Source organism: Streptomyces sp. MS06, assembly GCF_047200655.1.
Lineage (GTDB): Bacteria > Actinomycetota > Actinomycetes > Streptomycetales > Streptomycetaceae > Streptomyces.
Genome location: NZ_JBJZOJ010000040.1, coordinates 32,233 through 50,379 on the forward strand (window position 1 = coordinate 32,233; position 18,147 = coordinate 50,379).

General features: G+C 74.4%; 16 protein-coding genes. 9 read left to right on the forward strand and 7 right to left on the reverse strand.

The window, feature by feature from the left end; all coding sequences use genetic code 11:
- Positions 1 to 291: 291 nt before the first annotated feature.
- Positions 292 to 1,746, reverse strand: a complete 1,455-nt coding sequence (locus tag ACL02U_RS21380) for an FGGY family carbohydrate kinase (RefSeq protein ID WP_412792484.1) — start codon at positions 1,744 to 1,746, stop codon at positions 292 to 294.
- Positions 1,747 to 2,333: 587 nt separating this feature from the next.
- On the opposite strand from ACL02U_RS21380, the gene ACL02U_RS21385 reads away from it, so the two are divergent.
- From ACL02U_RS21385 to ACL02U_RS21405, 5 genes are all read left to right on the forward strand, one after another.
- Positions 2,334 to 4,232 carry an AMP-dependent synthetase/ligase gene (locus ACL02U_RS21385; protein ID WP_412792485.1) on the forward strand — a complete coding sequence of 633 codons (1,899 nt, stop codon included), beginning with the start codon at positions 2,334 to 2,336 and terminating at the stop codon, positions 4,230 to 4,232.
- Positions 4,233 to 4,426: 194 nt separating this feature from the next.
- The gene (locus ACL02U_RS21390; protein ID WP_412792486.1) at positions 4,427 to 4,858 is read left to right on the forward strand and encodes an ATP-binding protein; all 432 of its coding nucleotides are present in this window, start codon (positions 4,427 to 4,429) and stop codon (positions 4,856 to 4,858) included.
- Positions 4,859 to 4,966: 108 nt separating this feature from the next.
- Positions 4,967 to 5,353 (forward strand): STAS domain-containing protein, encoded by a 387-nt coding sequence (locus ACL02U_RS21395; RefSeq protein ID WP_412792487.1) that lies wholly within the window; start codon positions 4,967 to 4,969, stop codon positions 5,351 to 5,353.
- Positions 5,354 to 5,562: 209 nt separating this feature from the next.
- Positions 5,563 to 6,936, forward strand: a complete 1,374-nt coding sequence (locus ACL02U_RS21400) for an NAD(P)/FAD-dependent oxidoreductase (protein WP_412792488.1) — start codon at positions 5,563 to 5,565, stop codon at positions 6,934 to 6,936.
- Positions 6,937 to 7,019: 83 nt separating this feature from the next.
- On the forward strand, positions 7,020 to 9,272 hold the full coding sequence (locus ACL02U_RS21405; protein ID WP_412792489.1) for an FUSC family protein: 2,253 nt from the start codon (positions 7,020 to 7,022) through the stop codon (positions 9,270 to 9,272).
- Positions 9,273 to 9,458: 186 nt separating this feature from the next.
- On the opposite strand, the gene ACL02U_RS21410 is transcribed toward ACL02U_RS21405, so the two are convergent.
- The 3 genes from ACL02U_RS21410 to ACL02U_RS21420 all read right to left on the reverse strand — a co-directional run bounded on the left by ACL02U_RS21410 (position 9,459) and on the right by ACL02U_RS21420 (position 11,472).
- Complete coding sequence (locus ACL02U_RS21410) at positions 9,459 to 9,890, reverse strand: hypothetical protein (RefSeq protein WP_412792490.1); 432 nt, start codon at positions 9,888 to 9,890, stop codon at positions 9,459 to 9,461.
- Between the two features lie 138 nt (positions 9,891 to 10,028).
- A complete protein-coding gene (locus ACL02U_RS21415) occupies positions 10,029 to 10,859 on the reverse strand; it encodes a SigB/SigF/SigG family RNA polymerase sigma factor (RefSeq protein ID WP_412792491.1) in 831 nt (276 codons plus the stop codon).
- A gap of 175 nt (positions 10,860 to 11,034) precedes the next feature.
- Positions 11,035 to 11,472, reverse strand: a complete 438-nt coding sequence (locus tag ACL02U_RS21420) for an ATP-binding protein (protein ID WP_412792492.1) — start codon at positions 11,470 to 11,472, stop codon at positions 11,035 to 11,037.
- A gap of 201 nt (positions 11,473 to 11,673) precedes the next feature.
- Here ACL02U_RS21420 and ACL02U_RS21425 point away from each other — a divergent pair, with 201 nt between their 5' ends.
- Entirely contained in the window at positions 11,674 to 11,871 is a 198-nt protein-coding gene (locus ACL02U_RS21425; protein ID WP_412792493.1) for a hypothetical protein, read from the forward strand.
- Positions 11,872 to 12,269: 398 nt separating this feature from the next.
- Positions 12,270 to 12,722: a cyclic nucleotide-binding domain-containing protein gene (locus tag ACL02U_RS21430; protein ID WP_412792494.1), complete on the forward strand. Its 453-nt coding sequence runs from the start codon at positions 12,270 to 12,272 to the stop codon at positions 12,720 to 12,722.
- 14 nt (positions 12,723 to 12,736) lie between these two features.
- Here ACL02U_RS21430 and ACL02U_RS21435 read toward each other — a convergent pair whose 3' ends face one another.
- Complete coding sequence (locus tag ACL02U_RS21435) at positions 12,737 to 14,254, reverse strand: MFS transporter (RefSeq protein ID WP_412792495.1); 1,518 nt, start codon at positions 14,252 to 14,254, stop codon at positions 12,737 to 12,739.
- Between the two features lie 78 nt (positions 14,255 to 14,332).
- The gene (locus tag ACL02U_RS21440; protein WP_412792496.1) at positions 14,333 to 14,944 is read right to left on the reverse strand and encodes a LysE/ArgO family amino acid transporter; all 612 of its coding nucleotides are present in this window, start codon (positions 14,942 to 14,944) and stop codon (positions 14,333 to 14,335) included.
- A 77-nt stretch (positions 14,945 to 15,021) separates the two neighbouring features.
- On the opposite strand from ACL02U_RS21440, the gene ACL02U_RS21445 reads away from it, so the two are divergent.
- Positions 15,022 to 15,987 (forward strand): LysR family transcriptional regulator ArgP, encoded by a 966-nt coding sequence (locus ACL02U_RS21445; protein ID WP_412792497.1) that lies wholly within the window; start codon positions 15,022 to 15,024, stop codon positions 15,985 to 15,987.
- Positions 15,984 to 16,334, forward strand: coding sequence for a DUF488 domain-containing protein (locus ACL02U_RS21450; RefSeq protein ID WP_412792498.1), 351 nt, complete (start codon positions 15,984 to 15,986; stop codon positions 16,332 to 16,334). Before ACL02U_RS21445 ends, ACL02U_RS21450 begins: the two co-directional genes overlap by 4 nt.
- A 129-nt stretch (positions 16,335 to 16,463) precedes the next feature.
- Here the strand turns inward: ACL02U_RS21450 and ACL02U_RS21455 are convergent, their stop codons facing one another.
- The gene (locus ACL02U_RS21455; protein WP_412792499.1) at positions 16,464 to 18,137 is read right to left on the reverse strand and encodes an FAD-binding dehydrogenase; all 1,674 of its coding nucleotides are present in this window, start codon (positions 18,135 to 18,137) and stop codon (positions 16,464 to 16,466) included.
- Between the last annotated feature and the right edge of the window lie 10 nt (positions 18,138 to 18,147).

Consider the following 18,147-nt stretch of genomic DNA (forward strand, 5'->3'; position numbering starts at 1 on the left):
GCACTCCACCGGTGTTACCTCAACCGATTAACCCATCGGACTGCCGTTTCGCACCCACGGGCGGATTCGGGCCCGCGGGCGGTTTCACCCCCACGGGGCGGATTCGCACCGGCGGTCGGGATCGCGCCCGCAGTCGGGACCTCGCCTGCGGCCGGGACCTCGCCTGCGGTCGGGATCGCGCCTGCGGTCGGGATCGCGCCTGTGGCCGGGACCGCGCCGGCAGTCGGATTCGTGCGGTGGGCCGGATCCTCGCTCGCAGCGCGGAACCGCGCCTGCAGCGCGGAACCGTACCTACGGGCGGAACGCTCCGGGATGGGTCTGCTCGCGCACCGACACGTACTGCTGCCGTACCGCCTGCCCCACCGCCAGCTCCTCGCCCGGCTCCAGGACCTGCGCCGCCGCGCCCTGCCAGGGAGGCGGGGTGTGCGGGTCCAGGGCGCCCCGGGACGCGCCGAGCGCCCACGCGGCCTGCCGGGCGGCGCCGATCGCCGTGTAGTCCGCCGGCTGCGGGACGACGACCGGCACCCCGAACAGCGCGGGCGCCGCCGCCTGCACGGCGGGCAGCTCGGCGGCCGCACCGAGCAGGAAGATCCGCCGCACCTCCACGCCCCGGCCGCGCAGCACGTCCAACGCGTCCGCGAGCCCGCACAGCATGCCCTCGAACGCGGCCCGCGCCAGATGCTCCGGCTTCATCGACTCCCGCCGCAGCCCGGCCAGGGTGCCGGCGGTGTGCGGAAGCTGCGGAGTGCGCTCGCCCTCCAGATAGGGGAGCAGCACCAGCCCGTGCGCGCCCGGTGTCGACTTCATCGCCAGCTCCGACAGGCCCTCCAGATCGGGCAGCCCCAGCAGCTCGGCGGTTCCCCGCAGGGCGCGCACCGCGTTGGAGGTGGTCACCACCGGCAGGTGCATACCGGTCGCGTCGGCCAGCGAGGTGATCATCCCGGTGCTGTCGACGAGCGCCTCGGGGTGGACCGCCATCACCGACCCGGAGGCGCCCAGCGACACCACCGCGTCGCCGCGAGAGATCCCGAGCCCGAACGCGGCCGCCATGGTCTCGCCGGTCCCGGCGGAGATCAGCAGCCCCTCCGGCGTCGTACCGGCCGCCTCGGACGGGCCGATCACCTCCGGCAGCAGGACCTGGTGACCGAGCGCCAGCTCGACCAGATCGGGCCGGTAGGCCCCGGTCGCCGCCGACCAGTAGCCGGTGCCGGACGCCCCGCCCCGGTCCGTCGTCCGCCGGGCCGGCCGCCCCAGCAACTGCCACACCAGCCAGTCGTGCGCCTGCAGCAGCACCGCGACACGGGCCGCGTTCTCCGGCTCGGCGCGGGCCAGCCAGCGCAGCTTGGTCACCGGCTGCGCGGCCGCCGGCACGCTGCCCACCGCCTGCGCCCAGGCCTCCCGCCCGCCGAGCGCGTCGATCAGGTCGGCCGCGGCGACCTGCGCCCGCCGGTCCCCGCCGACCAGCGCCGGACGTACGGTGCCGCCCTGGGCGTCCAGCGGCACGACCGCGTTCTGCTGCGCCGACACGCCGATGGCCTGAACGGCCTCCAGCAGCCCTCCGCCCGCCGCCTCGCCCAGGGAGAGCAGCCAGGCCTGCGGATCGACGTCGCTGGGACGCCTCCCGCCCTCCGGGCTCTCCAGCGGATGCGGCGCGTATCCCTGACGCAGCACGGCACCCGTGTCCGCGTCGCAGACCACGATGCGAGTGAAATCGGGCGAGCTGTCCAAGCCGGCGACTATCCCCATGCCGGTGATTCTGCCGTAGCGCCCCGCCGGAGCGGAGCGATGGTCGCCGTTCGCCGTGCCCGGCCCGCCCGGCGGGAGCGCACACCCCCGGCGCAACGCCGCGGGGGGGGGGGGGGGGGGGGGGGGGGGGGGGGGGGGGGGGGGGGGGGGGGGGGGGGGGGGGGGGGGGGGGGGGGGGGGGGGGGGGGGGGGGGGGGGGGGGGGGGGGGGGGGGGGACGCCCCCCTCCCCCCCCCCCCCCCCCCCTCCCCGCCGTCACGGCAGCGCGCCGCGCAGGGGGGCCGTGCGGACCCCGGGCACCCGGTGCGGCGGTCGGCCGCGGGCACGCGGCGCTCGCGGCCGCCCCCCGGCCGCGCTGAGGGAGGGGCGGGGGTCCGCCGTGCGGGCCGGGCGTGGTGCGCCCGGGGCCGGCGCCGGCGGTGGCGCCGGCGGTGGCGCGTTCCCTCCGGCCTCGCGGGACGCCGAGGTCACCAAGCGGAAACGCGTTCCCCGTTCCCGTTACCGGCGGGCATTTCCTGGGCTACATTCGACCACCGCCGACCGCGCAGCCCATCGGCGGTACCGCCCCGTCCACCCCAGGAGCAGCGCATGCCCGAGTCCGCCCTCGCTCCCCCGGCCGTGCCGCCCCTGACCTGCGGGCTGGCGGACAGCGTGTTCGAGACCGCGGACCGCGAACCCACCCTCCCGATGCTCGCCCGCCGCACCGCGGCCGGCGCCTGGGAGGAGGTCGCCGCGATCGAGGTGCGGGACGAGGTGGCCGACCTGGCGAAGGGGCTGGTCGCCTGCGGGATCTCACCGGGCGACCGGGTGGCGATCATGTCGCGTACCCGCTACGAGTGGACGGTCCTCTGCTACGCGCTGTGGGCGGCGGGCGCCGAGGTCGTGCCGATCCATCCGGCGTCCGCACGCGACCAGGTGGAGTTCATCCTCCGGGACGCCGGCTGCGTGGGCGTGGTCGCCGAGGACGAGCCGGGTGTGATGACGGTGGGCTCGGTGTGCGCCTCGCTGCCGCTGCTGCGGCACGTGTGGCAGCTGGACGCGGGAGCGCTGCCGCAGCTCGTGGCGCAGGGCGACCCGGTGCCGCTGACCACGGTGGAGTCGTTGCGCCGGATCGTCCTGCCGGACTCCACCGCGGCCGTCGTGTACACCTCCGGCACCTCCGGCCGGCCGCTGGGCTGCGCGCTCAGCCACCGGGCGCTGGCGAGCCCGTGCGACGTGCTGATGGCAGGTTGGGGGCACACCGCGGCACCGCCCGGTGAGCAGCCCTCGGTGCTGGCGTTCCTGCCCTTCTCGCACGTCTACGGGCTGATGGTGCAGGGGATGTGCCTGCGGGGCGGTGTGCTCATGGGCCACGAGCCGGAGCTCAGCGAGTCGGCGCTGTCGGCGGCGCTGCGGTCCTTCCGGCCGACCTACCTCTTCGCCGTGCCGTCGGTGTTCGAGAAGATCTACAAGAACTTCCTCCGCACGGCCCAGCAGGCGGGCCGCGGTGCCCTGTTCGAGCGGGCGGCGCGGACCGCGCGGGACTTCGCCGCGGCGGTGGAGCGGCAGCGGCTGGGACGGGGCTCGGGGCCCGGCCTCGATCTGCGCGTCCAGCACGCGCTGTACGAGCGGACGGTGTACCGGCGGCTGCGTGCCTCACTGGGCGGCCGGGTGCGCCGGGCCACGTCGGGGGGCTCGTCGCTGCACCCCGAACTGTCCCTGTTCTTCGAGGGCATCGGCATCTTCGTGAACGACGGGTACGGGCTCACCGAGGCCGGCGGCGGACTCACGGTGCAGCCGCTCGGCCGGGAGAAGTCGGGGACCGTCGGGCAGGCGCTGCCCGGAACCGAGATCCGGGTCGCGGGCGACGGGGAGATCCTGGTCCGCGGGCCCTCGGTGTTCCAGGGCTATGTGAACGAGGAGAACGCGACGCGGACCGCGCTGCGCGGCGGCTGGCTGGCCACCGGCGATCTCGGCCACCTGGACGCGGAGGGCTATCTCGCCATCACCGGCCGCAAGAAGGACGTCATCGTCACCAGCGGGGGCATCAGCGTCGCCCCGGCTCCGCTGGAGCAGCGGCTGCGGATGCACCCGCTGATCGGGCAGGCGGTGGTGGTCGGTGACGGGCGGCCGTGCGTGGGCGCGCTGATCACCCTCGACCCGGAGTTCCTGGCGCACTGGCGGGGCGGTCTGGCCGTGCAGGGCGGCCCCGTGAGCCGGGAGGACCGTGAGGAGAACGCGCTGCGGGAGGAGATACGTCGCGCGGTGGCCACGGCCAACAGCGCGGTCTCGCGCGCCGAGTGCGTCCGGGTCTTCCGGATCCTGCCCAAGCCGTTCGACCAGGCGAACGGCCTGCTGACGCCGTCGATGAAGCTTCGCCGGGACGCGATCGTGCGGCACTGCGCGGCCGAGATCGAGGCGATGTACGAGGCCCGTTCGCGGCAGGCGTGGCAGGGCGTGCCGGAGGAGGTGCTCGGCTGGGACGACCGGGACGATGTGTTCCGGTGACGTTCGCCGGGCAGGGGTGGCCCAGTGCCGCGGCGGAGCGCAGGGCTCGACGGCGGGCGGCGCAGGGGCCCTGGGGGATCGGTGCCGCGGGCGACGCAGCAGGGGGCGTATCCCGACGGTGAACGGGAACCCGGGGGCCGGACACGCACGAGAGGGTGTGACGACTCTGCTGACGCCCGGGCAGGAAAGAAGACATGGCAGACGAGCCGCGCGGAGACGAGTCGCTGGCGTTCCACGGGATCCCGAGCAGGGCCGCGGCCTTCCCGGGTGAGCCGCAGGACGTGACCGGGGCCCGGCTGGCCGCCGAGGAGTTCCTCGACGACCTGGCCCGGGTCGAACCGCCCGCTGCGTCGGAGTGCTGGCACGACATCGTGCTGATCGTGGCCGAACTGGCTGCCAACGCCGTGCAGTACGCGCCGGGGCCGTTCGAACTGCGGATGCGCCGCACGTTCGACGGGGTGCACGTGACGCTGCACGACACCAGCACGACGGCCCCCGCGCCGCGCCCGTTCCACCCGAGCGGCAGCGGCGGCATCGGCTGGTACCTCGTGGAGACGTTGTGCACCCAGGTGAGCGTGGTCACGGACGCGCGCGGGAAGGACGTGCACGTGTTCCTGCCCTGGTAGGCCGTCGTGCCCCGGCGGCGGTTCGGCATGGCGCGGGGTTTCGGGGGTAAGCGGGGAGGCGCTGTGAGATCGAAGCGCCGGCCGCCCGTGCCCCCGCCGGAGGTAGAGATGCCGCTTGCCCAGAACCCCTTGTCCGTGCAGGTCTCCCGGGTCCGTGACGACGTCGCCCTGGTCACCGTGGCCGGTCACCTGGACTTCGACACGGCGTCGGAGTTCCAGCAGCGGCTGCTGGAGCAGCTCCGCGAGGGCCGTCGGCATCTGCTCCTCGAGCTGTCCTCGGTGCCGTTCATGGACTCCTCCGGTATGAACGCCGTCCTCCGCGTCCACCACGAGGCGGCCGAGCGGTCGGGCAGCGTGCACGTCATGGCGCCCGCCGCGGCCGTCCGCCGGGTCCTGGACCTGACCGGCGTGAGCACCATGGTGCCGGTGTCGGACGGCGTCGACGCCGCTCTGGCGCTGGTGGACGGGCCGGCTTCACGGCGCCGGGAGGCGTGAGGGCGGGTCCGGCCGCCGGTACGCGGCGCGGGTCGCGCACAGGACGAAGCAGGGGAAAGCGGGCAGACTGGGGCTGCGCGCGTACCTCCGCCCGACGTGCTCGACTGGCGGGACGGCCGCGGACGCGGTGGGATCGACGAGACGCGCGGCAGCGTTCCGACGGGCCCCGGCGACGTCGTGGCGGGCCGCCGCACATCTCCGCAGAAGGGATGGACATCGTGACACGACCCAGGATCCTGGTGGTCGGCGCGGGTTTCGCGGGAGTGGAGTGCGTGCGGCGACTGGAGCGCCGGCTCTCCCCCGGCGAGGCCGACCTGACACTGGTGACGCCGTTCTCCTACCAGCTCTACCTGCCGCTGCTGCCCCAGGTCGCCTCCGGTGTGCTGACGCCGCAGTCGATCGCGCTGTCCCTGCGCCGCAGCGGCAAGTACCGCACCCGGATCATCCCGGGTGGCGCGATCGGCGTGGACCTGAAGGCCAAGGTGTGCGTGATCCGCACGATCACCGACGAGGTCGTCGACGAACGGTACGACTACATCGTGCTTGCCCCGGGCAGCGTGACCCGCACCTTCGACATCCCCGGGCTGGTCGACCACGCGTTCGGCATGAAGACGCTCGCGGAGGCCGCCTACATCCGCGACCACGTCATCTCCCAGCTCGACCTCGCCGACGCCAGCAAGGACCCGGCCGAACGCGCGGCACGGCTGCAGTTCGTGGTCGTGGGCGCCGGGTACGCGGGCACCGAGACCGCGGCCTGCCTGCAGAGGCTGACCCACGGCGCGGTCCGCCGCTATCCCCGGCTGGATCCCCGGCTGATCAGGTGGCATCTGATCGACATCGCGCCGAAGCTGATGCCGGAGCTGGGCGAGAAGCTCGGCCGCAGCGCCCAGGAGATCCTCCGCCGGCGCGGCATCGAGATCTCGCTGGGGGTGTCGATCGCCAAGGCGGGACCGGAGGAGGTCACCTTCACCGACGGCCGGGTGGTCCCGACGCACACGCTGATCTGGACCGCCGGAGTGGTGGCGAGCCCGCTGATCGCCACCCTCGGCGCCGAGACCGTGCGCGGACGCCTCGCGGTCACACCCGAGCTGGTCCTGCCCCGCGAGGACGGGGTGTTCGCGCTCGGCGACGCCGCCGCCGTGCCCGATCTGGCGGGCGAGAACGGTTCGGTGTGCCCGCCGACGGCCCAGCACGCCTCCCGGCAGGGCAGGACGGCGGCCGACAACGTCATCGCCACGCTCCGGGGGCAGCCGCTGAGCCCGTACGAGCACGGCGACCTCGGGCTGGTGGTCGACCTCGGCGGCCGGGACGCGGTGTCCAAACCGCTGGGCGTCGAACTGCACGGCCTGCCCGCCCAGTTCGCGGCCCGCGGCTACCACTGGTGGGCGATGCGCACCAATGTCGCCAAGGTGCGGGTGGCGACGAACTGGACGCTGAACGCGGTCGCGGGCGACGACTTCGTCCGCACCGGTTTCCAGGCCCGCCGGCCGGCCAAGCTGAAGGACTTCGAGTACACCCACACCTACCTGGCACCGGAACAGGTGCGGGCCCATGTCGAGGAGGGCCGCCCGGTCGGCGGGTGAGCCGCCGCGGGCCGAGCGGGCGCACCGTGCCATGCTGGGCACGCGACCACGACGTGAGCCGGAGGCGGGAGTGACACTGCGCCGTGAGGGGAGCTGAGCGTTCGGGCCGGGCCCGGCTGCGGGATCTGATCGCGGCGTTCGACCCGGGACTCCTGCGGCTCGTCGCCGGGCTCCGGACGGCCGGCTCGATGTTCCTGACCGTCACCGTGCTGAGTCTGCTGGGCGCCCCGGTCACCCATCTGGTGGCCGGGGCGATCACGGCGATGGTGGCCACCTTCGCCATCCGGGAGAAGCAGCGCTCCCGGCAGGCCGTCACGCTGGCCGCGGCACTGCCGGTGGCGCTCACCTCGCTGTCGCTGGGTGCCGTGCTGAACAGCCGGGTGGCGGTCGGCGACGCCTTCTTCGTGGTGTTGATCTTCTTCGCCGTCTACGGCCGCCGGTTCGGTGACCGGGGCACGGCCCTGGGGCTGATCGGCTTCCAGGTGTACTTCGTGTCGCTGTTCGTCGGCGCCACCGTCTCCTCGCTGCCCTCGCTGTGCGGCTCCGTCGCGGTCGCGATCGGCTGCTGTGCGCTGATGCGGTTCGCCGTTGTTCCGGTGACGCCGGCGGGCGTCCTGGAGCGGCTGCGGCTGGCGTTCCGGGCCCGGCTGGCCCGGTTGCTGGCCGCGCAGGAGGAGTTGCTGGACGCGGGGCCCGACGAGGCGGCGAAGGCGCTGGCGGAGGTGCGCGAGTGCAACGCCCGGCTGCACGAGACGGCGCTGATGATCCAGGCGCGGCTGTCCGAGGGCACCGCCGACGAGTCGACGGCCCGTCTGGTGCAGCGGCGTGTCGCGGATGCCGAGATCGCCGCCGAGCGGCTGGGGCTGCTGCTGCTCACCGCGCGCGGCACCGAACGCGCCGACACGCTGACACTGCACCTGCCGGGGGCGCCGGTACCGGCGGGCGGGAGCCTTCAGGTACGGGACGCGGCGATCGACGGCCTGCGGCGCGATCTGCCGGCGCTGCGGCTGCTGGTCCTGGAACCGGCCGCCCGGCGGAGCGCCGCACTCGCCCAGGTGCGCAACCGGCTGCTCGGCTATCGCGACGAGGAGAACCTGCCGGCCGCCGCACCGGCGGTGCAGGACGTCTACCGGGGCATCGGGGAGGCCGCCCGCGCGGTGCTGGGCCTGCGCACGGCACTGGAGGGACCGCAGGACGAGTCCGACGACTCCCCCGCCACCACCCGCTCGCGGGAGGAACTCGACGCCGAGGACGCCGCGATCGGCGGAGCGGAGGAGGTCGAGCTCGAGAGCCAGGAGCAGCTCACCGGACTGCGCCGGCCCACCACGCGGGCGGCGGTGCAGGTGACGGTGGGCTCCGCTCTCGCCATCGCCGGCGGGGAACTGCTCTCCACGCAGCGCTGGTACTGGGCGGTGCTGACCTGCTGGATCGTGTTCATCAACACCTCGTCCACCGGCGAGATCCTGGTGAAGGGGTACCGGCGGTTGCTGGGCACGGTGCTCGGCGTGGTCGCGGGCATCCTGCTGGCCGGCCTGGTCGGGAACCACACCTGGACGGCGTTCGCACTGGTGCTGGTCTTCGTGTTCGCCATGTTCTACACGGCTCCGCTGTCGTACACGGCGATGTCGTTCTTCGTCACCGCGGCACTGGGGCTGCTGTACACGCTGCTGCACACCTACAGCCTGTCCGTGCTGCTGCTGCGGGTGGAGGAGACGGCGCTGGGTGCGGCGTGCGGGGTGTTCGCGGCGGCCGTGGTGCTTCCGGTGCCGACCCACCAGCGCACCCAGGACCTGCTGGGCACCGCTCTGGTGCGGCTGGCAGAGGTCACCGAGGCGGCGGTCGAGCAGCTCAGCGGCGGGCCGGCGGCGGATCTGCTGGACCGGGCCCGGAGTCTGGACCAGGCGCTGGCGGATCTGAGAGCGGCGGTGCAGCCGCTGACGCATCCGGCGAGCCCGCTGCGCACCCGGCGCACCGGTGCCCGGTACGTGGTGGCGCTGCTGGAGACCTGCGCCTACCACGCGCGGTCGCTGGCGGCGATGGCGGAGCTGCTGCCGACCCATCCCTCGATCGCGGCCGATCCCCGGCTGCGCGGTGCCGGGCGCCGCATCGTGGACAACATCGGGGCGCTCTCCGCACGGGTCGCCGACGAGCACAGCCGGATCCCCGTCGTCACCGGCCGCAGTATCGCCGCGCTGCTGGCCCCCGGGAACGCGGAGGCGCCCCGCTACGGGCGGATCACCGACCGCGTGCTGCGGCATCTGCAGCGGTTGGACGAGGCCGTGGTGGGCCTGGCCCGCCCGCTGGACGTGCCGCGCACCTCACCGGCCGACGGCTGACTCCCGTACCGGCCGCGAGCCGCCGCCCGTACCGGCCGGGGGCTCACGGCCGCCCGGGCCCCGGGTGGTCGCCGCCGACCCGGACCGCCACCGGGTCCGCACTCCCCGCCCGGGAGCCGGTCCGCGTCCGGGCGCCTGGGTCTGCGGCCCCTGCGCGTCCGGGCGGGGCGGGGCGGCCTGCGGTCTTCAGAAGTCCGTGGGCAGTCCGCTGGCCTCGGCGATGCCGCGCAGTTCCTCGTTTTGCCGGCGGCGGGCGCGCAGGTAGTCGGCGATGCGGTCGCGGCTCTCCGGGTCGGACGCGGTGTCCGCGTCGGTGACCACCCGGACCGGCTCGGAGTCCTCCACCTTGATCTCGATCACCTGGTTGTCCAGCCGGCCGGTCACGGCGGCGGCGATGACCAGCGCGGCCTCGTCGCGGATCTCCTGGGGCAGTTCGTCGGTGCCCCCGCCGTCCAGGACCAGGTCGATACCCGCGGTGCGTTGTTCGTCGATCGCCTGCAGGACCGGTTCGACGAGGCCCAGCAGCACCTGGAAGTCCTCGGCGTCCATCTTCACCCGCAGCAGACCGAGGTAGACGTCGACGGGACGTTCCTCCGGGGGGAGCTCTGATTCGTCCATTTTCTTCGTGTTCCCGTACGGCGTGCGGTCAGACCTCCTTCCGGGCCGTTCGGCCCCGAAGGAGGTAAGGCACCTGCACCCGGCGGCGCCCGGCCGCCCCTCCCGGCCGTGCTCCGGGAGGGGCGGCCGGGTGGCGGCTCAGGCCGCGCCGACGGCCCGGTGCGCTCCCAGCGCCTCGTCCCGGATGCGGGCGCAGCTGCGGTTGATCAGGCGCGAGACGTGCATCTGGGAGATACCGAGCCGGTCGGCGATGCGGCTCTGGGTCATGTCCTCGAAGAAGCGCATGTAGAGGATGGCGCGCTCGCGTTCGGGCAGCCTGCGCAGGCCTTCCTTGGCGGACTCCCGGTCGACGACCACCTCGTAGGAGGCGTCGGCGGCGCCCAGGGTGTCCGCGAGGCTGTATCCGTCGTCCTGGGAGGACACCTCGGCGTCCAGGGAGAGCGTGCTGAAGCTGTCCAGTGCCTCCAGGCCCGTGTGCACCTCCTCCTCCGTCAGCCCGCAGTGCGCGGCGATGTCGGCCGCGGAGGGCTCGGGTGTACCCGGGTGCTGGGTGAGGTCGCGCCGGGCGAGCCGCACCTTGTTGCGCAGCTCCTGCACCCGGCGCGGTACCCGCAGCGCCCACATCCGGTCCCGGAAGTGGCGCTTGACCTCACCGGTGACGGTCGGCACGGCGTAGCTCTCGAAGGCCCCGCGGGCGGGGTCGTAGCGGTCGACGGCCTTGACCAGGCCCAGGGCAGCCACCTGGCGCAGGTCCTCCAGGGACTCCCCGCGGTCGCGGAACCGGCCGGCGATGCGGTGCGCCATGGGGAGCCAGGCGGTGACCAGTTCGTCGCGGAGGGCTTCGCGTTCGGGGCCGTCGTCCAGGGCGGCGAGCCGGGCGAACAGGGTCGCGGTGTCGGGGGTGTCGTCGTGCGGCCGGACCGGCCGCGGGGCCGTGGCCGGGCTGCTCGTCGACATGTCGGTGCGCATGCGGATCGCTCCTGAACGGGGTCTCAGGGAATGATCACGGGAGTTGCCGCGGCCGCCCGGACCATGGGGCCGGACGGCCTGAAGCCGCTCCCGCTGGCGCGCCTCCGGTCCGAAGCACGGCTCGTCGAGTGCCCTCCCGCTCCGGGCGCAAACACCACCGGGCCGGAGAGGATTCTCAGAACACGTGCACCCGGGCGGTGACGCACTTGCCGCCGGCCGGGAGAGCCGCCACCCGCACGTCCCGCGAGAGGTGGCGGACGATCGGCCAGCCCCGCCCGCCGGCACGCCGGCGACCCGCGGAATCGACGGGCGGCGCCTCTACGGGGGGCAGGTCGCTACGGTCGCAGACGGAGACGCGCACCGTCCGCTCCTCCATCCCGATGCGCACGTCCGTGACGCCCCCGCCGTGCAGGATGGCGTTGGAGGTCAGCTCGGAGGCGACGAGCAGCGCGTCGGAGAGGGCTTCCTCGTCACAGGCGGACCCGGTCTCCCGGCACCTGCGGTGCACGGCGCGGCGCACGGCCCGGCGGACGTCCGCCGGACGCCAGGCGGCCGGGCGGACGGTCGCGGGCGGTTCTGCGGGAATGTCGGTCCGGTGCTGCGGTGCGCGCATCCTTTCGCTCCCTGGCTGCTGCGGTGTGGCGGGCCGGCTCTGCTGGGGGCGGCCGGGAGGGGGCGTGGTGCCACCGGCGGCCGCCGCGGTGTGCGGTGTCGTGTGCCTCGCAGTTCGGCTGACCGGGCTGCGGCGCGTCAAACCCCGCAGTGGGCAGCGGGCGGTGGCGGTCGGCCGACCGGATGGGGGTACGCGTAAGGGATGGCGGACGTGGTGCATTCGGACGAGCTGGTACGCCGCTTGCAGCGGGCCCGGGCCTGTGCCGAGCGGGAGGCGCACTCCTGGCGGGAACGCAGCGGTCCGGGACTGGACGAGGCGACGGTGCGCGCGACGGCGTACGAGGCGGTGCTGCGGGTGCTGGACGAGGTCCTCACCCCCGGCGGCCACCGGCAGGGCTGACGGCCGGCCCGGCGGGGCGTGCTCCGGCCTGCCCGGCGGGGCGTGCTCCGGCCTGCCCGGCGGGGCGTGCTCCGGACGCTCCGGGCTCCCGGGTGGGGCCCGAGTGAAACCGGTCACGTGACCCGGTTCCGATTACCGGCGGCACCGGCAGATGGTTTATCGTTCACACATAAGTGGTGACGGGGTCGACCGTGACCGTCCTCCGTGCACCACCGTTTACGGCCCTGGCTGGTTTCCCCCGTCCAGCCAGGGCTTCTTCATGCCCGGACGCGGGCTGCCGGGCAGCGCCGCGGAGCGCCCCGGTCTCCGCCGAGGTGCCCGAGGGGCGATCAGCGGCTGAAATGGGCATAAGCCCCACGAGGTTCCGGCACCGATCGCACGTCGAGGAGTCCCGCGCCATGACGAAAGCGACGAAACTCCTGACCGCCCTTCCCCCGCCGCAGCGGGCACGCCTGATGGAACTCGCCGAGGAGGTCTCCTTCCCCGAGGACGCCCGGATCTTCGAGGCCGGCGGCCCGGCCGACCGCTTCTGGGTCATCCGGTCGGGCTCCGTCTCCCTCACCCAGCAGGTGACGGAGATCCAGCGCATCACGGTCGCCAGCCTCGGCGCGGGCGACCTGCTCGGCTGGTCCTGGCTGTTCCCGCCCTACCTGTGGGACTTCGGGGCGGAGGCCTTCAGCCCGGTGCGCGCCTACGCCTTCGAGGCCCGGCCGGTGCTGCGGCTGTGCGAGGAGGACCCGGCCCTCGGCGTGTCCCTGATGCGGATCGTGGCCGAGATCCTCGCCCACCGGCTGGAGGCGACCCGCAACAAGCTGATGGAGCAGTACCACCTGCACCGCCACACGTACTGAGCGGCCCGGCCGGGTCAGATCCGGTAGCGCCGCAGGGCGGGCACCGCCGCCGCGAGGGCCAGCATCACGACCACGACGAGCAGGCCGCCGCCGGCCGCGGCCGCCCGGGGTCCGAAGACCGAGCCCGCGGTGCCGTGCAGCACGTCGGCCAGGCGCGGGCCGCCGGCGACGACCACCGTGAAGACCCCCTGCATGCGGCCGCGCATCTCGTCGGTGGCGGCGGACAGCAGGATCGCACCGCGGAAGACCATCGAGACCATGTCCGCGACACCGCCGGCGGCCAGGAACGCCACCGCCACCCACAGGCTGTCGCTCAGCCCGAACCCGGTGACGGCGGCCCCCCACGCGACGACGGCGCCGATGACCATCCAGCCGTGCCGGCGCGCTCTGGAGAACGTCCCGGAGAGCAGGCCGCCGAGCACCGCTCCGATGGGGATCGCCGCGAACAGCAGACCGAGCGCGAGTCCCTGCCCGTAGGGGGCGAAGGTCTCGGCGGCCAGCTGCGGGAACAGGGCGCGGGGCATGCCGAGGACCATCGCGACGACATCGGCGAGGAAGGACAGCAGCAGCACCCTGTGCCCGGAGATGTACCGGAAGCCCTCGGCGACCTGCCGCAGTCCGGCCCGCCGCACCGCCCGTCCGTCCAGCGGAGGGAGGGGCGGCAGCCGCAGTACCGCCCACACCGTGACGCACAGGGCCAGGGCGTCGATCAGGTACAGCTCCGGCAGGCCGATCACCGGGATCAGCACACCGGCCAGCAGCGGTCCGACGACCAGCCCGGTCTGCATCACCGTCGAGCCGAGGGCGCCCGCCGCGGCGAGTTCCCCGGCGGGGACCAGGCGGGCGATGGAGGCGTTGCGAGCGGGTGAGTTCAGTCCGAAGAACGCCTGCTGCACGGCGAGCAGCACCATGAGCACGGCCACCGACTCCAGTCCCCCGGCCGCCTGGAGCCAGAACAGCACGGAGGTGACCGCGATGCCGCTGTTGGTGACGAGGAGCAGCCGGCGGCGGTCCACGGTGTCGGCGACCGCCCCGCCCCACAGCGCGAACACCACCATGGGCACCAGACCGGCCAGGCTGGCGTAGCCGACCCAGGCCGAGGATCCGGTGATGTCGTAGATCTGCTTGGGCACGGCTACGGCGGTGAGCTGGCTGCCGACCGCGGTGACGATGGTGGAGGACCACAGGCGCCGGAACGCGGGCCGGCGCAGCGGCCGGGTGTCCATGGCCCAGCGGCGCCAGCCCCGCCCGTTCTCCCGCTCCGGAGCCTCCGCGGCCGACTCCCGTTCCCCGGCACCCCCAAAGCCACCTCGCGCGGCCGCACGGTCGGCCCGGTCCGCGCGTCCGGTCCCGGCGTTCTCCCCGCTCCCGGCGTTCTCGCCGCTCCCGCCGCTTTCCCGACTCCCGGGGTTCTCGCGGTTCTGGCCGAGAAGGCCGGTCCTGCCGGCGCCCGGCCCGCCGGCGCCGCTCGTCTCGCCGAGGCCGCCGGCCTCTCCGATGTCGCTCGGCTCGCTGATGTCGCTGCTGTCCACGGGGCCCCTGGCTGGTCGTTACATCTTTCGTGCGAGGTTCACTATCGCAGCGCCGGCGGAGGGATCGCACACATGTGCTCAGGTTCCGGCGATGAGCGTCGAGCCGAGAGTGATCATCGTGGCGGCGACCAGGCCGTCCAGCACCCGCCAGGCCGCGGGGCGCGCCAGCGGACCGCTCAGCATCCGGGCACCGAATCCCAGCGTGGCGAACCAGCACAGGCTCGCCAGGACGGCGCCCAGACCGAACGTCCAGCGCAGCGCACCGCGGTCGGCGGCGACCGAGCCGAGGAGGAACACGGTGTCCAGGTAGACGTGCGGATTCAGCCAGGTCATCGCCAGACAGGTCAGCACGGCACGCCGCCGCGATCCCGCCGCCTCGCCCTCCGCGCTCAGCGCGCCGGGCCGGAGCACGCGGCGGGCGGCGAGGGCCCCGTAGCAGAGCAGGAAGGCGCCGCCCGCCCAGCCGACCGCGGTGAGCGCGCCCGGCCAGGCCACCACCAGCGCCCCCACGCCGCCCACCCCGAGAGCGATCAGGACGGCGTCCGACAGGGCGCAGATGCCGACGACGGCGAGGACCGCGTGCCGGCGGATCCCCTGGCGCAGGACGAAGGCGTTCTGGGCGCCGATGGCGACGATGAGCGACAGACCGGTACCGAAACCGGCCGCCGCGGCGGCGAGTGCGCTGGACATGGGCACGACGGTACGGAAGCGATCACCCGGCGTACAGCTAAGGATTCTTACGTAACATTAGCTCTCGTGATGTCGCCATGAGGGAAGACCTGCCGCTGGACCAGGTGCGGACGCTGCTGGCCGTGGTGGACGAGGGCACCTTCGAGGCGGCGGCGGTCACGCTGCACCTGACGCCCTCGGCGGTCAGCCAGCGGGTGAAGGCGCTGGAGGAGCGCACCGGCCGGGTGCTGCTGCTGCGCACCAAACCGGTCCGGCCCACCGAGTCGGGCTCGGTACTGGTGCGGCTGGCCCGCCAGGTGGCACGGCTGGAGCAGGACGCCCGGACCGAACTGGGCCTGAGCGGGGCGGGCGAGCCGACGCGGGTCTCGGTGGCGGTGAACGCGGACTCGCTGGCGACCTGGTTCCTCGGCGCCCTCACCCGCGTTCCGCCGGCCCTGCGGCTCTGCTTCGAGCTGCGCCGGGAGGACGAGGACCACACGGCGGCGCTGCTGCGGGAGGGGCTGGTGATGGCGGCGGTGACCTCGTCACCGGATCCGGTGCCGGGCTGCTCGGTGCGCGTGCTGGGGCGGATGCGCTACCTGCCCGTCGCCGCGCCGGCGTTCGCCGAGCAGCGGCTGGCCGGACGGCTGCGGGACGCGCTCCCGGAGGCTCCGGTGGTGGTCTTCGACCGGCGGGACGACTTCCAGGACGGGTTCGTGCGCGGCCTCGGGCAGCGGCGGGGAGCCGCCCGCGAGCGCCACCATGTGCCGACCTCGGAGGGCTTCGTCACCGCGGTCGCGGCAGGACTGGGCTGGGGCATGGTGCCCGAGGTCCAGGCGGAGCCGCTGCTGCGCGCCGGACGCCTCGTGGACCTGGCGCCGGACCGGCCCGTCGACGTCACGCTGCACTGGCAGCAGTGGAAGCTGGACTCCCCCGCGCTGGTGGCCGTGGCCGAGGCGGTGGCGGCGGTGGCCGCGCGGTCCCTGCGGGGCGGCGCGGCCCCGTCCCCGGAACTAGGCTCGACAGGGTCGGGGCAGGGTCGTCTCGGAGGTGGTCCTCCATGAGCGTGCGGGTACGCCGGGTGTACGAACCGGCCGAGCCGGACGACGGGGTGCGCGTCCTGGTCGACCGGCTGTGGCCGCGCGGACTGACCAAGGACGCCGCTCGGGTGGACGAGTGGCCGAAGGGGGTCACCCCGTCGACCGAACTGCGCCGCTGGTACCACGCGGACCGGGCGTCGTTCGAGGACTTCCGCTCCCGCTACCGGGCCGAGCTCGCCGCTCCCGACTCGGTCGAACTGCTCGGGAGCCTGCGGGAACTGGCCCGCAGGGGGCCGGTGACACTGCTGACGGCGTCCCGGGACCCCGAGCACAGCCACGCGGCGGTGCTGGCCGGCCTGCTCCACGACTGAGGGACGGGCGCGGGTCCGCCACGGGCGGGCCCGCCCACCCCGCCGAGCCTGCCCGACGGGTCGGCCGCGCCCGGCCCACCGGGTTCGGCCGACCGGTCCCAACGGGCCGAGCCCGCCCCGCCCGCCGGTTCAGTCCACCTGGCGCGCCGCGGCCCGGCCGGCCGCGCGCCCCGAGAACAGGCAGCCGCCGAGGAAGGTGCCCTCCAGCGCGTTGTAGCCGTGCACACCGCCCCCGCCGAACCCGGCGACCTCCCCGGCGGCGTAGAGGCCGTCGACGGGGGTGCCGTCGGAGCCCAGCGCACGCGAGTCGAGGTCGGTCTGGATCCCGCCGAGGGTCTTGCGGGTGAGGATGTGCAGCTTGACTCCGATCAGCGGGCCCGCGTCGGGGTCGAGGAGACGGTGCGGGGCGGCGACCCGGCCGAGGCGGTCGCCGAGGTAGCGGCGGGCGTTGCGGATGCCCTGCACCTGGGAGTCCTTGGCGTAGGGGTTGGCGAGCTGCAGGTCGCGGGCCTCGATCTGGCGGCGCACCTCGGCGGCGTCCAGCAGCGGTTCGGCGGTGAGGCCGTTCATCTTCTCGACCAGCCGTTCCAGGGTGTCGGCGACCACGAAGTCCGCGCCGTGCCGGAGGAAGTCGGCGACCGGGGCGGGCGCGCCCTTTCCCAGCAGCCGGTCGCGCAGCACGGCCTTGCGGTCCTTGGCGGTGATGTCCGGGTTCTGCTCCGAGCCGGACAGCGCGAACTCCTTCTCGACGATCTTCCGGGTGAGGATGAACCAGGAGTGGTCGTGTCCCGCGAGGTCCTCGGTGGTGCGCAGGTGCCTGAGGGTGCCCAGGGTGTCGTAGCCGGGCAGGCAGGGGTCGGGCAGGCGGCGGCCGAGGGCGTCGAACCACAGGGAGGACGGGCCGGGCAGGATGCGGATGCCGTGGCCGGGCCAGACGGGGTTCCAGTTCTGCAGGCCCTCGGTGTAGTGCCACATGCGGTCGCGGTTGACCAGCCGTACGCCCGCCTCGGCGCTGATGTCGAGCATCCGCCCGTCGACGTAGGCGGGGACGCCGGTGACCATCTCGGCGGGCGGGGTGCCCAGGCGGGCGGGCCAGTGGCGGCGGACCAGGTCGTGGTCGGCGCCGATACCGCCGGAGGTGACGATCACGGCCTGGGCGGTGAGGTGGAAGTCGGCCGTCTCCTCCCGGTTGGACGCCACGCCGCGGGGCGAGTCGTCGGCGGCGAGGACCTTCCCCCGGACGCCTCGCGCCCCGCCGTCCTCCAGCACCAGGGCGTCGACCCGGTGCCGGTGGTGGAAGGTGAGCAGCCCGTCCCGGGCGGCCTGCCGAGCGTGGGCGGTGAAGGGTTCGACGACTCCGGTGCCGGTGCCCCAGGCGATGTGGAAGCGGGGCACGGAGTTGCCGTGCCCGTCCGCGCGGAGGTCTCCGCGCTCGGCCCAGCCGACCGTGGGCAGCAGCCGGATGCCGTGCCCGGCGAGCCAGGAGCGCTTCTCCCCCGCCGCCCACTCGACGTAGGACCGCGCCCAGCGCACCGCCCAGGAGTCCTCGTCCTCCTGCCGGTCGAACCGCGCACTGCCCTGCCAGTCGGTCCAGGCCAGGTCGAGGGAGTCGCTGATGCCCAGGCGCCGCTGCTCGGGCGAGTCGACGAGGAACAGCCCGCCGAGGGACCAGAAGGCCTGGCCGCCGAGGTTGGCGGCGTTCTCCTGGTCGACCAGCGCGACCCGGCGGCCCCGGCTGGTCAGTTCGTGCGCGGCGACCAGCCCGGCGAGGCCGGCTCCGACGACGATGACGTCCGCGTCCATGCGATCGTTC

Excerpts from the sequence above, each read along its gene's own strand:
- ACL02U_RS21420 (WP_412792492.1), bottom strand. The coding sequence starts at position 11,472 with ATGCGCGCACCGCAGCACCGGACCGACATTCCCGCAGAACCGCCCGCG.
- ACL02U_RS21390 (WP_412792486.1), top strand. The coding sequence starts at position 4,427 with ATGGCAGACGAGCCGCGCGGAGACGAGTCGCTGGCGTTCCACGGGATC.
- ACL02U_RS21455 (WP_412792499.1), bottom strand. The coding sequence starts at position 18,137 with ATGGACGCGGACGTCATCGTCGTCGGAGCCGGCCTCGCCGGGCTGGTC.
- ACL02U_RS21450 (WP_412792498.1), top strand. The coding sequence starts at position 15,984 with ATGAGCGTGCGGGTACGCCGGGTGTACGAACCGGCCGAGCCGGACGAC.
- ACL02U_RS21430 (WP_412792494.1), top strand. The coding sequence starts at position 12,270 with ATGACGAAAGCGACGAAACTCCTGACCGCCCTTCCCCCGCCGCAGCGG.
- ACL02U_RS21395 (WP_412792487.1), top strand. The coding sequence starts at position 4,967 with ATGCCGCTTGCCCAGAACCCCTTGTCCGTGCAGGTCTCCCGGGTCCGT.
- ACL02U_RS21410 (WP_412792490.1), bottom strand. The coding sequence starts at position 9,890 with ATGGACGAATCAGAGCTCCCCCCGGAGGAACGTCCCGTCGACGTCTAC.
- ACL02U_RS21415 (WP_412792491.1), bottom strand. The coding sequence starts at position 10,859 with ATGCGCACCGACATGTCGACGAGCAGCCCGGCCACGGCCCCGCGGCCG.
- ACL02U_RS21400 (WP_412792488.1), top strand. The coding sequence starts at position 5,563 with ATGGACATCGTGACACGACCCAGGATCCTGGTGGTCGGCGCGGGTTTC.
- ACL02U_RS21445 (WP_412792497.1), top strand. The coding sequence starts at position 15,022 with ATGAGGGAAGACCTGCCGCTGGACCAGGTGCGGACGCTGCTGGCCGTG.
- ACL02U_RS21385 (WP_412792485.1), top strand. The coding sequence starts at position 2,334 with ATGCCCGAGTCCGCCCTCGCTCCCCCGGCCGTGCCGCCCCTGACCTGC.
- ACL02U_RS21425 (WP_412792493.1), top strand. The coding sequence starts at position 11,674 with ATGGCGGACGTGGTGCATTCGGACGAGCTGGTACGCCGCTTGCAGCGG.
- ACL02U_RS21380 (WP_412792484.1), bottom strand. The coding sequence starts at position 1,746 with ATGGGGATAGTCGCCGGCTTGGACAGCTCGCCCGATTTCACTCGCATC.
- ACL02U_RS21440 (WP_412792496.1), bottom strand. The coding sequence starts at position 14,944 with ATGTCCAGCGCACTCGCCGCCGCGGCGGCCGGTTTCGGTACCGGTCTG.